Below are 12,687 nucleotides of genomic sequence, written 5' to 3'. Positions count from 1 at the left end.
CCGTTCAATATAAGTTATTCCGATAAAATTTGTCAAGACTAACAGTTTGCTCTCCCTTAAAAAGCCTCTTCGGGAAGCAGATAGCGCCACTGGCCTGACGGCAGCGCTCCCAAGCGCACCGAACCGACGCGCACGCGTTTGAGCGCCAGCACTTCGAGGCCGACAAGGGCGCACATGCGGCGGATCTGGCGCTTTTTTCCCTGATGGAGGACGAAGCGCAGCTGATCGTCGTTCTGCCACCGTACCTGCGCCGGCAAAAGCTCTTCGCCGTCGAGTCTGAGGCCGTGGTTGAGCAGCGCCAGGCCGCGTTCGCTCAGGCTTCCGGCCACGCGCACGAGATATTCCTTTTCCACAAAGCTGTCTTCGCCGATGAGGCGCCGCGCCACGCGCCCGTCCTGAGTGAGCACAAGCAATCCAGTGGAATTGACGTCGAGCCGCCCGGCCGGAACGAGGTTCTGCAGCTGACGGAAGTCGAAACGCCGCGGCGACGAATCGCGGCTCCAGCGGTTTTCCGAGCGGATCAGCACGCGGGCGGGACGGTAGCCGTCTTCGGCCTGGCCGGAAACATATCCCAACGGCTTGTGCAGCAGGACCGTGACGCGGCGGCTCTGATTCCGTTCGGCGGCGCGGTCCATTTCGATACGATCGCGCTCCGTCACTTTCTGCCCGAGCACGGCGGGAACTCCGTTGACTCTGACGAATCCGCGCGAAATATATTCGTCGGCTTCGCGCCGGGAACAAAGGCCAAGTTGGGCCATGCGCTTCGAGAGGCGCATTTCCGCGTGCAAGTTATTCACAAATTATGCACCTCCGTTTGTGGATAAGCGAGAAGTTTTACCGCACGAAACGCCCCATATCATTTCTTCATTACAAAGATCGAACCTTGCGGCACTTTGAGAGAGCATGAATCAAAAATATCAGAATTCAAACTTCGTTCTTGCGCCCATCGCCCCAGCGCGCCCGCGCCGCAGCCTCCACACGGGCCAGAGACAATGCCGTATCGGGATCCTTGACGGTCGCTTTTACCCGGTTCAAGGCCTCCTCGACCATTTCCGGCGAAACCTGAAGCCGGCGCGGCGGCGCGGACGCCCTTTTGCGAGGGCGCTCAAGGCGCGACACGACGGCGCGGACGCCCGGCAGTTCGAGGCCGGTCAACTTTTTCACGCGGCGCAACAGCGTGCCGGCGCTCAATTTAATCATCTGCGCCGCGGCCGGCGACTCGCAGGCGACGATCAGTTCGCCGCGTTCGAGGCGGTCCGGACGGGTCGAAGCGAAGAGCTGCGGGCCAACGATCGTGAGCCACTGGCGTTCCATGTCGGCCAGCTTAAAAGCGACCTGAAAAGCCGACGGCAGGTTATGGGCGATCACGGAACCGACTGCCCTTGGGCCGAATGCCCGATCCTTCGCCATAGTCTCACTCCCTTTCACAATAAACGGAGAAAAATGACATGTTTCACAAAACCTGTCTCCACAAGTGTTTTTGAAAAATGTTCCACGTGGAACATTGATCCGCCGTGGAACATTCCGGAATTTTCAGCCGTTATTCGCGACGACGAGCGCGCTCGCTCAGATAGAGGGCCAGATGCTGAAGATCGGTGGGAGTGACGCCGGAAATGCGGCTGGCTTGCCCCAGCGTCATCGGACGGATGCGTTCGAGCTTTTCGCGGCTTTCGGCCAAGAGTCCCCGAAGCTCACCGTAGTCGAAACCGACGGGGATCTTCATGCTTTCAAGGTGGAGCATCTTATCCACCGCTGCCTGTTGGCGGGCAATATAGCCCAGATATTTGACCGCGGTCTCGACGTTGGTGGCTTCTTCGCCTTGGAGGCCCCCATCGGGAACGATACGGCGCAGCAGCTCGTAGTTCACCTCGGGATGGCGCAGCAGCTCGGCGGCGGTCATGCCGCGCTCCAACGGCCGCAGTTTTTCTTCCGCCAGCACTGCATTGGCCGGCGCCGGAGCGACGTGAACGCGTCCCAGAGTTTCGACCTCGCGATCCTCGCGTTCCCAGCGCTCGCAAAGCAGGCGCCACTTTTCGTCGCTCAGAAGGCCGAGACGGCGCCCGATCGGGGCGAGACGGCGGTCGGCGTTGTCGTGACGCAACAGCAGACGATGTTCGCACCGACTTGTGAGCATGCGGTACGGTTCGCGGGTGCCTTTGGTGACCAGGTCGTCCACGAGCACGCCGAGATAGGCCTGATGGCGCCTCAACACCAGCGGTTCTTCGCCGCGCAGCGACAGCACGGCGTTGACGCCCGCCAACAGCCCCTGCGAAGCCGCCTCTTCGTAACCGGAGGTGCCGTTGATCTGGCCGGCGCAGAACAGGCCGGGGAGACACTTCATCTCAAGCGACAGCGAAAGCTGCTGCGGATCGATGGCGTCGTACTCGATCGCGTAGCCGGGGCGCAGGATCACGGCGCGTTCGCAGCCTGGCAGCGTACGGGTCATGGCGATCTGCACGTCGAAGGGCAGGCTGGTGGAGAAGTTCTGCACGTAGATCTCGACGCTGCCGCGCGCCACCGGCTCGAGAAAAATGGGATGGCTGTCCTTCTCGGGAAAAGCCATCACCTTCGACTCGATCGAAGGGCAGTAACGCGGCCCCACGCCGGTGATCTCGCCGTGGACGATCGGCGAACGGTCGAGATTGTCCTTGATGATGCGGTGCGTGCAGGCGTTGGTGCGGATCATGCCGCAGCTGATCTCGCGGCGGACTTTCTTTTCGTCCCAGAAGTCGAATCCGACGGGACACGTCTCGCCTTCCTGAAGCTCGATATGGCTCCAGTCGATGCTGTCGCGGTACAGGCGCGGCGTCGTGCCTGTCTTGAGGCGCTGCATGGCGATACCCAACTCCGCCATCGATTGGGAAAGCCCGACGGCAGGCTGCTGCCCCATCGGCCCCGAGGCGAAATTTACCAGGCCGACGTGGACGCGACCGCCCAGATGCGTGCCAGTCGTCAGGATCACGCGCGGCGCCTCGAAGCTCAGCTGAAAGCGCGTCTTCACGCCCTTGAGCCGGTCGTTTTCAACCCACAGCGCGTCGACCTGGTCCTGGAAGACGCGCAGATTCGGGCAATTCACCAACTCCCGCAGATAATAATCGTGGTAATCGTGCAGGTCGCACTGCGCGCGCAAAGCGCGCACAGCCGGCCCCTTCGAGGTGTTGAGCCAGCGCATCATCATCGCGGCGGCGTCGGCGGCTCGGGCCTGAACGCCGCCCAGCGCCGAAATTTCGCGCACCAGATGGCCTTTGGCCGGACCGCCGATGGAAGGATTGCAGGGCATATGGGCGACGTGATCCACATCCTGCACGATCATCAAAGTCTGCGCGCCCATGCGCGCCGCGGCGAGGGCCGCTTCACAGCCGGCATGGCCGCCGCCGACGACGATAACGTCAAACTTGCTTTCGGGAAAAATCTGCACGGAGGCACCGAAATCCTTACTTGCGGCTGGCGTCCTCGTAGCTGAGCACGGTGTCGTTGCGGGACAGCGAACGATTCTCGAAAAGAACGACGGACTGGCGCCCGAATGTGCCGGTGCTCCACTGGTAGCCCGAAACCGCGCCGTCAACGGTGTATTCCGTTTTGGCAGCGCCGTATTTACGGGTCAGCATGGCATTGAGCTCCATAAAATTGCGGCTGAAGGCGAGATACTTCTTTTCTTTTTTCTTGTTTTCGGCGGAAGAACCCTGAGGCGCGGCGGCCGGCAGCTGCTCCGCTCGAATAAAGGCGAAGCGAGCCAAAAAGAGTCCCCGTTTTGAAAAGCGCAGCAGCAGATGGCCTTCGCGGCCGAAGAAGTTGACCTTGTAAAAAGCCTCGTGGTAGTTGGGAACGTAGCTGTACTCGCACAGCAGCGCGGCGTTGTTCTGCTCGGTCATGATGCGGGCGGCCTCCGCGACCGGCGTGCCGAACTTCATGCCCCAGACGCCGTCGATCGTGTCGTCGATTTCGGCAGCGTCGGCTCCCGCGGCCATGACCGCGGCAAACAAAAGCGCCAAAAGAATTTTCTTCATAATGAAATTCCTCCTCAAATAACGGAAACGAAATTTCCAGCGCAAGCCGGTTTTATTCATCAGGATTCATCAATATCTTTAAACCCGTTCAATCAAAGCGTTGGATCTTTCCTGCCGACACCAGCCAGCGCGCCCCTCCAGACCACGGCAACGTTGTTTCCGCCGTGGCGGCGAAAACCTGCCAGTTGCTGCGCCGCAAACATTCCATCAGCACGGTACGCCCGGCCTCGTCGAGCTCGGAGGCGACTTCGTCAAACAGCAGCACAGGCGACGCGCGATTGCGCCGCTCCACCGCCGAGGCCGCGGCCATTATCAGCGCCAACGCGGTGCGGCGGCGCTGGCCGCGGCTGAGAACCTCCGGCGCCGGACGGCCCTCGCAGGCGAGGATCAGGTCGTCGCGGTGCGGGCCGACCAAGGGGAGCCCGGAAGCCCGTTCCCGTTCCGCGAGGATCGCGCAGGAACGGTGAAAGTCTTCCAAAAGGTCATCGGCATTGCCGCCCCCGCCTCTTTTTAAGTTCAGGCCGATGGTGCGTGGCAAAAGATCGCGCCATTTTTCCAGATGAACTCGCAGCGCCGCGATCACTTCGAGACGACATTCCCAGAGCCACGCGGATAAATTGGCCATGGTCTCCTCGGTGACGCGCGTCGAATGCCCGAGACCGAGCAGATGGCGGCGATGCTGCATGATCTTGCGGTACTCGGAAAGCTTGTAGGCGTACAGCGGGAAATAAAGCGCGCAGAGCAGGTCGAGAAAGCGTCGGCGCACGGACGGCGCGCCCTCGATCAGCGCCATGTCCGACGGCAGAAACGTCAGCGACGGCACGCAGCTTCTCAGATCGCCCCAGCGGCAGGATCTGCCGTCGAGACGCAGCGAAGCTCGGATCGTGATCACAGCTTCGATCATGACTTCCCGCTCGCCCGTCGCCTGCGCCGCCAGAGAAGCGCCGCCTTCCGAATCCCACTTCACGGTGTCGGCGCATTTCGAACCGCTGAAGGCTCCCCAGCCGGTGACGACGTGGAGAGCCTCGAGAACGTTGGTTTTGCCTGCGCCGTTGGCTCCATTAAGCAGATTCAGCCCCGGATCCCAGGCGATGAGCGCGTTTTCCAGATTGCGAAAATTGCGGAAGCGCGTCTGTGCGATCCGCATGCCGCCTTAAGACTCCCCGGCCGTCTCAGAGGCATCCATGGACTTGAGCTTGATGGGCATGAGCATGTAAATGAAATCCGTGCCGCCCGGGCGCGTGATCATCATCTGCCCTTCGGCGCCGTTGAAAGCCAGTGTCACATCGCTGCCGTGGAACGCCTTGATACCGGCCATCAAATAGCCGACGTTGAACGCCACCTTGAGCGGCTCGCCGCTGATGGAAGCGTCAACGCTTTCGTTGGCTTCGCCGATCTCGGGGGCGCGGCCGCTCAGCTCCATGCCCGCTCCGGGCGACAGCGTCAGAATGACGACGCGGCTGTTGTCGCCGACGACAATGTTGATGCGGTCCAGCGCCTGCATGAAGCCGACCCGCTCCGCCTGCATCTGCGTGGTGCTGGTGTCGCTGAGGATGCGCTCGTAGTTGGGGAATTTGGAGTCGATGCAGCGCACGGAATACTGTACGCCCGGCATGTTGAAGTAGGTTACGGCGCCGTCCTGAAGCACTTCGACCTCTTGATCGGGCGCAAAGCTGGTCAGGATACGCTGATATTCTTCAAGCGATTTCAGCGGCAGCAGCATCTCCCGAGCGGAAGATGCCGCATCGGCGTTTTCGATCACGGTCTTCGACAGCGAAAGGCGGCGCCCATCGGTAGCGACGACGCGCAGTTCGCCGCCGGCAATCTGCATCAGACCGCCGGAAAGGTACTTGGGAAAATCTTCGTTCGGCGCCCCGGCAATGCCTCCTTCCGCCAGCACACGCGAGAGTTCGCCGGCGGAAACGCGGGTAAACTCCTCGGCGGCGCGAGGCGACGGCAGATCGGGAAAATCGCCGACGTTGTAAGTAGTAAAGGAATAATGGCTGCGTCCGGCGCTGATCGTCCCTTTTTCGTTGTCGACTTCGACGGTAAAAGGGCTGACGGCGATCTTCTTGAAAAGTTCGCCGACGACTTTCAAAGGCAGAATCGCCTTGCCGGGCTCAAGGACGGTCACGCCTTCGGCCTTGACGCGGATCGTCGTCTTCAGATCCGTGGAGTTCAGCATCACGCCCGTCTCGTCGGCGACGCAAAGCACGCTGGCCAACGTTGCCATCGTGCTCTTCGTTCCGGTGACTCTTTCGGCCATGGACCAATATTTCATGAATTCATTCTGGACGATTTCGAGTTTCATCTGTGGAAAATCCTCTCTTTCATTTGACGTGTTCTTCGATTTATGAGTCATAAAAACCGTAAAAGCCATAGTAGGTCCCGTGAATAGTGTGGATAAACAGGAGATTCATAGAAAAAAACTGAGGTAACGCTGTGGAAGGTTTTTCGGACAAGCTGTGGAAATTTATCCACACTATGCACATTTTTTTGTGATTCTGGAGAATCAAGACGGTTATCCACTGTTGAACCTCCGGAAAATCCTCCTCTTAATCACAGCTTTTTGTTGATGTTGTCCACAATCTTTTTCACACGGGCGTCTTCCTTCATGAGCATCTCGATTTTCTTCAGCGCGTGCAGCACCGTGGTATGGTCCTTTTTGCCGAAATCCTTGGCGATTTGCTGCAAACTGGATTCCGTGTGAGTCCGGCACATGTACATGGCCACCTGACGGGCCAGCGCCACTTCCGCCGTGCGGCGCTTGCCGCAGATGTCCTCGGGAGAGAAGCCGAACTCGCTGGAAACCACGTCCATGATACTCTGAAAAGTGAGGGGGCCGCGGCGGCCGTTGCCGATCACGTCTTTGAGCCACTCCTGCGTGTTTTCGATGGTGATCGGTTCCTGCGAAAAATTGGCGCTGGCGATGACGCGATTCAAAGCGCCCTCGAGCTCACGAATGTTGCTGGGGATGTTCTCGGCGAGGAAACCGATGACGTCGTCATTGACGGGAATGCGGCGCTGCTCGGCCTTTTTCTTGAGGATGGCGATGCGCGTCTCGTAATCAGGCTGCTGGATGTCGGTCACCAAACCCCATTCAAAGCGGCTGATAATGCGGTCCTCGATGTCGCCAAGCTCTTTGGGCGGTCGGTCGGAGCTGAGCACGATCTGCTTGTGTTCGGTATGAAGGTCGTTGAAGGTGTGAAAGAACTCGTCCTGCGTGCTTTCCTTGCCGGCCAGAAACTGGATGTCGTCGATCAAAAGGATGTCCACGTGGCGGTATTTGGCGCGAAATTCCGCGGTGCGGGCGTTTTTGATCGCCGTGATCAGCTCGTTGGTGAACTTCTCCGAGGAAAGGTAGGTGACTTTTGCGTTCCCGTTTTTCCCCTGTGCATAATTGCCGATGGCGTGCATCAGGTGAGTCTTGCCCAGCCCGACGCCGCCCCAGATGAACAGAGGGTTGTACGCTTCCCCCGGGCTTTCGGCGACGGCCAGGCTGGCGGCGTGGGCGAGACGATTCGACTTGCCGACGACGAACGAGGTGAAATCGTACTGTCGGTTGAGACCATTGGGGCTGATCGGAGGGTGCGGCTCGGGATGCGGAAGCGTCTCTTCCGCACCGGCGGTCTTGCTGTCGTAGACCAGATCGATGCCGCTGCCTTTTCCTTGACGTTGCATCACGCTTTCCAGTGTCGCCAGGAAGCTGTCCTTGACTTTTTTGGCGACGAAGGAGTTTCCTGCGTCCAGCACCAGCCGGTCATCTTCCATACGGAGGGCGGAGCAGGATTTGAGCCAGATGTCGACCGTCTGGTTCGGCAGGAGCGGGGCGGCTCCTTCCATGATTTGCTCCCATATTTCTTCTGCGTTTTTCATCGTCACAAACTCCTACTTTGTGTTTTACCGTTCCTGAACTCAAGAATAATCCAGTCTTATTATCCACAATTGGACGAGAGTTGCAAGAGTTGTTCACAAGAACTCGACAATCGAGATTTTTTATGGGGAAAGCATCGAGAGAGAAGGAAAAAATCTGGTGTATAATTCAGATTGATCTTGCGAGAACTTTTTATTATGATAAGTAAAACTTTTTCGATCTGATTCGATCTGATTTGAAGAAGCGAAAAATTCCGACGGACAGTTGTTTTATCTTCGCTTCCGTTTATCGATCATTCGCTGGAAGGGGTAATAATCATGTCGATCTATTTCAACAACGCGGCCACCACGTGGCCAAAACCGGACTGCGTCGCCCGCGCCATGAGCGACTTTCTCGGTTCCGGCGGCGCCAACCTGGGGCGGGGAACCACTTCGGCCCGCGACCTCGGCACCATGGATCTGGTTCTGGAGTGCCGTGAACGCGTGGCGCGGCTGCTGGGCGGCTACGAAAACGCGTCGCCGGTTTACGTGACCTTCACGGCCAATGTCACCGAGTCGCTCAACATAGTGCTGAAGGGCTTTCTCAAGCCCGGCATGCGTGCCGTCACCACTTCCATGGAGCACAATGCCGTGACGCGCCCATTGCGCCATCTGGAAAAGAACGGCGTCGAACTGAAGATATTGCCCTGCGACCGGCAGGGATATCTCGATCCCGAAAAACTGGCGGCCGCGCTTGACGCGAAAAAAGCCGATCTGGTTGTGCTCAGCCATTGCAGCAACGTCTGCGGTTCCGTTCAGGACCTCGAAGCTTTCGCCGCCGTCTGCCGGGAGCGGAGCGTGCGCCTTGTCGTCGACACGGCGCAGACGGCCGGACTGATACCGCTGAACGCCGCGGCGCTCGGTCTGGCGGCGCTATGCTTTACGGGTCACAAGGGGTTGATGGGGCCGCAGGGCATGGGCGGCATCGTCTGGCAGCCCGAGTTTGCGCGCCTCTGCGAGCCGCTCGTCGAAGGCGGCACCGGCAGCTTCTCGCACGTGGAAACGCAGCCGGAAGCCATGCCCGATCGTTTCGAGAGCGGCACGGGAAACTTACCGGGCATCGCCGGTCTGAACGCGGCGCTGAAATGGATCGAAGAGCGCGGCGTCGACGCCATCCGCGCCCACGAGAACGAGCTGGGTTCCCGATTCCTTGCCGGATTGAAAAAGCTGGACGGTTTGATTCTTTACGGTCTGCCGGAAATGGTCGACAAAAAACGATTGTCCGTCTTTGCCGTCAACTTCGAAGGCGTGGACAACGGCATTCTCGCCGCCGAGCTCAGCAGCCGCGGTCTGGAAACGCGTCCCGGCCTGCAGTGCAGCCCGTGGGGGCATCGGACGCTGGGCTGTTTTCCACAGGGGGCGCTGCGCCTCAGTTTGGGCTGTTTCAACACCTCCGCTCAGGTCGACGAAGCGCTGCAGATCTTGGCCGATTCACTGGCGGCCGTACGCGCCCCAAAGCTGCCGGCGCAATGAACGTGCCGGAAAGCTGATCGTTCCGATCCCTGCAGACACTGTTTGCAGGGATTTTTTCGTAAGGAATGTTCCACGTGGAACATCGGCGACAAACGTTTTTCGACGCCGGAGCGGCTTCGGTCAGGTCTTTTGTCGGAATTTTTGCGCAGTGTATACTCCGTTTTTGCTGTATTCTCCTCATCCCTGTGCTATAATACGCTTACGTATAAAATAATACGTAATTGCTATGGTATTGGAGGGTGTCATCATGAATGAGACTTTGACGAACATTATGGCTCGCCGCAGCGTCCGCAGATACACCGACGAATCGGTCTGCGAATCGACGATGAAACTTGTCCTCGCGGCCGCCTGCGCCGCTCCCAGCGCCAAGGGGGAACGGCCGGTGCGTTTTGTCGTGCTGGATAAAAAACAGATGGGTTCTCTGGCCGAAAAAGTTCAGCAGAAAGATCCCTTCCGCGAAGGGCAGTGGGGCATTGCCGTCCTCGCCGATCTGCGCGGTTACGACAGCGGCCTGGCCTGGATCGAAGACGGAGCCGCCGCTATGGAGAACATGCAGATCGCCTGCAGGTCGTTGGGGCTCGGCTCGCTCTGGTACGGCGTCTACCGCCGCGCTGCCAAGGAGCCGGCGGTCCGCGAGTTTTTGCAGCTACCTGACGGCGTAGAAGTTCTCGGCATCACCGTGATGGGCTATGCCGCCGAGCATAAAGAAGCCTACAGCGGCGTGGACGAAAGCAAAGTGCGCTACGGCGTCTGGAGCGAATAGACGGCGATAGCGATTCTTTGTCTCAGCAGCGGAGTTTTTTGGAAACAGTTTTCCTGATTTTTTGATGGTAAAAACAAGGGATGCGGCGAGCGCAATTCACTCGCCGCATCCCTTGTTTTTGTTCAACGCTTATTTTTTATGGTGATCGCGATAGTTGTCCCGCAGCCGAGGCTGCTTTTGACGGCGATCGTGCAGCGCGCGCCGAAAAACATTCGCAGCCTTTCAAAACAGTTGTTCATGCCGATATGGATTTTGCCGCCGCGCGGAAGTTTTTTCGAGGCCAGTTCTTCCAGGATGGCGCCGAGCGTGTTTTCGTCCATGCCCGCTCCGCTGTCGCGGATTTCGATCGTGTATGCCGAAATACCGGCGCGGCAGACGATATCCAACTCGCCTCCATATTTGTGCGTCGGGTTCAGGATCCCGTGTTCAAGCGCGTTTTCGACAAAGGGCTGAAGGCTGAAAAACGGGATCGTCAAGGACTCCGATTTTTTATCGCAATCAATATGATATGCCAGATTTTCACTGAATCGGTATCTCTGGATCCGCAGGTAATGGCGTATGTAGTCGAGTTCCTGTTTGAGCGTCACTTTGGCCGCCGGCCGGGACAGAGCGTAGCGGAGCATCGACGAAAACGACTCCAGCATTTCTTGGGCCTGATCGTTTTTTTTCATGCTCATGAGTCTGGAAATCGAGTTGAGGACGTTAAACGTGAAATGCGGCATGATCTGCTTCTGCAAAGCCTCGAAGCGGGCCAGGGCCAGCTGGTTTTTAAGGTTGATCAATTTTTTCTGGTTTTTCAGCAGCTCGTCCGTCAGATGCCCGACGTGCTCCTGAATCTGCGTGTAGGACTTTTGCTGAAGGATATAGTTGGAAAAATTTTGCAGGGCGCGCGCCGTTTCCTGGATCTGCTTCAGGCTGAGAATGGGGATCTCGCGGTAATACGACGCATACAGCTCGTTTTCGCGCCACAGTTGGCGGGTCGCCTGCTCGTCTTGAGGAAAAGGATGGTTCCCTTCGCAAATGACCTGTCCGGCGGTGATCGCGCCGATCAGTTCGCCGTCCAGCGTCAGTGGGATCTCGATGTTGACCAGGCCGGCGTGGCAGATGTAGATGCCGGGGCGCCCCTCTTTCAGCGCGATCCGGATGGCGTTCTTGTTCGAACACTGGCAGCGCGCCCCGTCTTTCGGATCGGCGTTGATGGCGCGGCAGAAACGGGAGAAGTTGCTTCCCTCGCCGATGTGCCGCCCTTCCTTGTCTACGAAAACGACGCCGAAGCCCGTCGCATAGGCGAAAGACTCCTGCAGTTCCCGCTGCAGTTTTTCCGGGATAAGATCGGCAAGTTCACTCACGGTATTTTTCCTTTCTGTACCGGGCGGGCGTCAGGCCGTATTTCTTTTTGAAATTCCGAAAGAATGTCGATACGTTTTGAAATCCTGAGCGTTCCGAAATCTCCTGCATTGTCATCCTGCTTTGTAGCAGAAGCCGTTCGGCTTCTGCAAGACGTTTTCCGTTGACGTACTGCTGGATCGAAACGCGCTGAGTCCTGCGAAACAGCCTCTCGACGTAGTCTTTGCTCAAAAAGACGAGTCCTTTCAAATCGCCGGCGCCGACGTCTTCCCGGAAATGTTCGTCCAGGAACTCCACAATGCGCCGTATCGGCGCGGCTGAATCGCGAAAAGAACTTCTGACGGCGGAAAGGATATTGTCAAGGCAAGAATTGGCGAGATCGGCGATCTCCGGCATGGTGGGCGTCTGCGAAATGCGCGTCAGGATCCGGTCGCACAGGCGTTCATCAGCAGCGCTCATGGAAACTGAGCCAAGACGGCACGCTTTCATGACGTCGAACAGAACGTTGAGGACGTGCAGCCGATAAACGTTTAAACTCAGGTTCTTTCCAAGCGAAGCGCGGATCTCGCTCAGCACGCTCTCGCACAGCGCGCCGTCCTTTGTTTCCAAAGCTCGGGCGAAGTTTTCGGCGGCTTCCGTCGGAAAAGCGTCCAGAAGAGAGCGGAACGTCTCCTGACCGTCGCGTTCAAGAGGCCGCGGCGTAAAACGGGAACGCAGCAGGGAAAATATCTCGCTTTCCGACGAGGGCTTCAGCAGATAGGCGTCGACGCCGCAGTCGATGCCTTGCTGCGCGTACTTGAATTCGGCAAACGCCGAATTCAGCACGATAAACGTTTGAGGCAAAGCTTTTTTGATCTTTCCCGCCGCGGCCAGGCCGTCCAGCAGCGGCATGCGGATATCGAGAAACGCGACGTCGGGACGATGCAGAAAGGCCAATTCGACGGCGGTCCGCCCGTCCCCGGCCTCCGCGACGACGTGAAAATCTTCGAGGCGGTTCAATAAATTTACGAGAAATTCCCGCTCGATCATCTCATCTTCAGCAATCAGTACGGTATGCATCTCTTCTTGCCTTTCTGTCGCAAATTTGTGGATTTTTATTGCAAAATAGTGAGCATATAACTTTTTTTGACGATGGAAAGTCGCTTTCATGAATTGTCAGAAACGAGGTATTTGCTGATAATGGTG

General features: G+C 58.1%; 11 protein-coding genes. 2 read left to right on the top strand and 9 right to left on the bottom strand.

Annotated elements, in window-relative coordinates:
• Positions 1–56: 56 nt before the first annotated feature.
• The 7 genes from B0D78_RS01465 to dnaA form a co-directional block, all read right to left on the bottom strand.
• Positions 57–797 carry a pseudouridine synthase gene (locus B0D78_RS01465; RefSeq protein ID WP_240496085.1) on the bottom strand — a complete coding sequence of 247 codons (741 nt, stop codon included), beginning with the start codon at positions 795–797 and terminating at the stop codon, positions 57–59.
• Between the two features lie 127 nt (positions 798–924).
• Positions 925–1,410: a DUF721 domain-containing protein gene (locus tag B0D78_RS01460; protein ID WP_078015216.1), complete on the bottom strand. Its 486-nt coding sequence runs from the start codon at positions 1,408–1,410 to the stop codon at positions 925–927.
• A gap of 130 nt (positions 1,411–1,540) precedes the next feature.
• Positions 1,541–3,418, bottom strand: a complete 1,878-nt coding sequence (gene mnmG / locus B0D78_RS01455; protein WP_078015215.1) for a tRNA uridine-5-carboxymethylaminomethyl(34) synthesis enzyme MnmG — start codon at positions 3,416–3,418, stop codon at positions 1,541–1,543.
• A 16-nt stretch (positions 3,419–3,434) separates the two neighbouring features.
• Positions 3,435–4,007, bottom strand: a complete 573-nt coding sequence (locus B0D78_RS01450; protein ID WP_078015214.1) for a hypothetical protein — start codon at positions 4,005–4,007, stop codon at positions 3,435–3,437.
• 88 nt (positions 4,008–4,095) lie between these two features.
• Complete coding sequence (recF, locus tag B0D78_RS01445; RefSeq protein WP_078015213.1) at positions 4,096–5,154, bottom strand: DNA replication/repair protein RecF; 1,059 nt, start codon at positions 5,152–5,154, stop codon at positions 4,096–4,098.
• Positions 5,155–5,160: 6 nt separating this feature from the next.
• Positions 5,161–6,318: a DNA polymerase III subunit beta gene (gene dnaN / locus B0D78_RS01440; protein WP_078015212.1), complete on the bottom strand. Its 1,158-nt coding sequence runs from the start codon at positions 6,316–6,318 to the stop codon at positions 5,161–5,163.
• A gap of 248 nt (positions 6,319–6,566) precedes the next feature.
• Positions 6,567–7,883, bottom strand: coding sequence for a chromosomal replication initiator protein DnaA (gene dnaA, locus B0D78_RS01435; RefSeq protein WP_120372516.1), 1,317 nt, complete (start codon positions 7,881–7,883; stop codon positions 6,567–6,569).
• A 315-nt stretch (positions 7,884–8,198) separates the two neighbouring features.
• On the opposite strand from dnaA, the gene B0D78_RS01430 reads away from it, so the two are divergent.
• Together B0D78_RS01430 and B0D78_RS01425 are read left to right on the top strand one after the other, a co-directional pair.
• Complete coding sequence (locus B0D78_RS01430) at positions 8,199–9,392, top strand: aminotransferase class V-fold PLP-dependent enzyme (RefSeq protein WP_078015210.1); 1,194 nt, start codon at positions 8,199–8,201, stop codon at positions 9,390–9,392.
• Between the two features lie 247 nt (positions 9,393–9,639).
• The gene (locus B0D78_RS01425; protein WP_078015209.1) at positions 9,640–10,155 is read left to right on the top strand and encodes a nitroreductase family protein; all 516 of its coding nucleotides are present in this window, start codon (positions 9,640–9,642) and stop codon (positions 10,153–10,155) included.
• Between the two features lie 122 nt (positions 10,156–10,277).
• On the opposite strand, the gene B0D78_RS01420 is transcribed toward B0D78_RS01425, so the two are convergent.
• Positions 10,278–11,504 (bottom strand): sensor histidine kinase, encoded by a 1,227-nt coding sequence (locus B0D78_RS01420; RefSeq protein WP_078015208.1) that lies wholly within the window; start codon positions 11,502–11,504, stop codon positions 10,278–10,280.
• The gene (locus B0D78_RS01415) at positions 11,497–12,561 is read right to left on the bottom strand and encodes a response regulator transcription factor (RefSeq protein WP_168169954.1); all 1,065 of its coding nucleotides are present in this window, start codon (positions 12,559–12,561) and stop codon (positions 11,497–11,499) included. The genes B0D78_RS01420 and B0D78_RS01415 overlap by 8 nt, the downstream gene beginning before the upstream one ends.
• Positions 12,562–12,687: the final 126 nt, after the last annotated feature.

This window comes from Pyramidobacter sp. C12-8, assembly GCF_002007215.1.
In the GTDB taxonomy this organism is placed as follows: domain Bacteria; phylum Synergistota; class Synergistia; order Synergistales; family Dethiosulfovibrionaceae; genus Pyramidobacter.
The sequence above is the reverse complement of the archived record's forward strand: the minus strand, read 5'-3'. Positions and strand labels throughout refer to the sequence as shown.

What these genes read in the sequence shown, in the direction of transcription:
- dnaN (WP_078015212.1), bottom strand. Translation starts at nt 6,318, where the DNA reads ATGAAACTCGAAATCGTCCAGAATGAATTCATGAAATATTGGTCCATG.
- B0D78_RS01430 (WP_078015210.1), top strand. Translation starts at nt 8,199, where the DNA reads ATGTCGATCTATTTCAACAACGCGGCCACCACGTGGCCAAAACCGGAC.
- recF (WP_078015213.1), bottom strand. Translation starts at nt 5,154, where the DNA reads ATGCGGATCGCACAGACGCGCTTCCGCAATTTTCGCAATCTGGAAAAC.
- B0D78_RS01425 (WP_078015209.1), top strand. Translation starts at nt 9,640, where the DNA reads ATGAATGAGACTTTGACGAACATTATGGCTCGCCGCAGCGTCCGCAGA.
- dnaA (WP_120372516.1), bottom strand. Translation starts at nt 7,883, where the DNA reads ATGAAAAACGCAGAAGAAATATGGGAGCAAATCATGGAAGGAGCCGCC.
- B0D78_RS01450 (WP_078015214.1), bottom strand. Translation starts at nt 4,007, where the DNA reads ATGAAGAAAATTCTTTTGGCGCTTTTGTTTGCCGCGGTCATGGCCGCG.
- B0D78_RS01415 (WP_168169954.1), bottom strand. Translation starts at nt 12,561, where the DNA reads ATGCATACCGTACTGATTGCTGAAGATGAGATGATCGAGCGGGAATTT.
- B0D78_RS01460 (WP_078015216.1), bottom strand. Translation starts at nt 1,410, where the DNA reads ATGGCGAAGGATCGGGCATTCGGCCCAAGGGCAGTCGGTTCCGTGATC.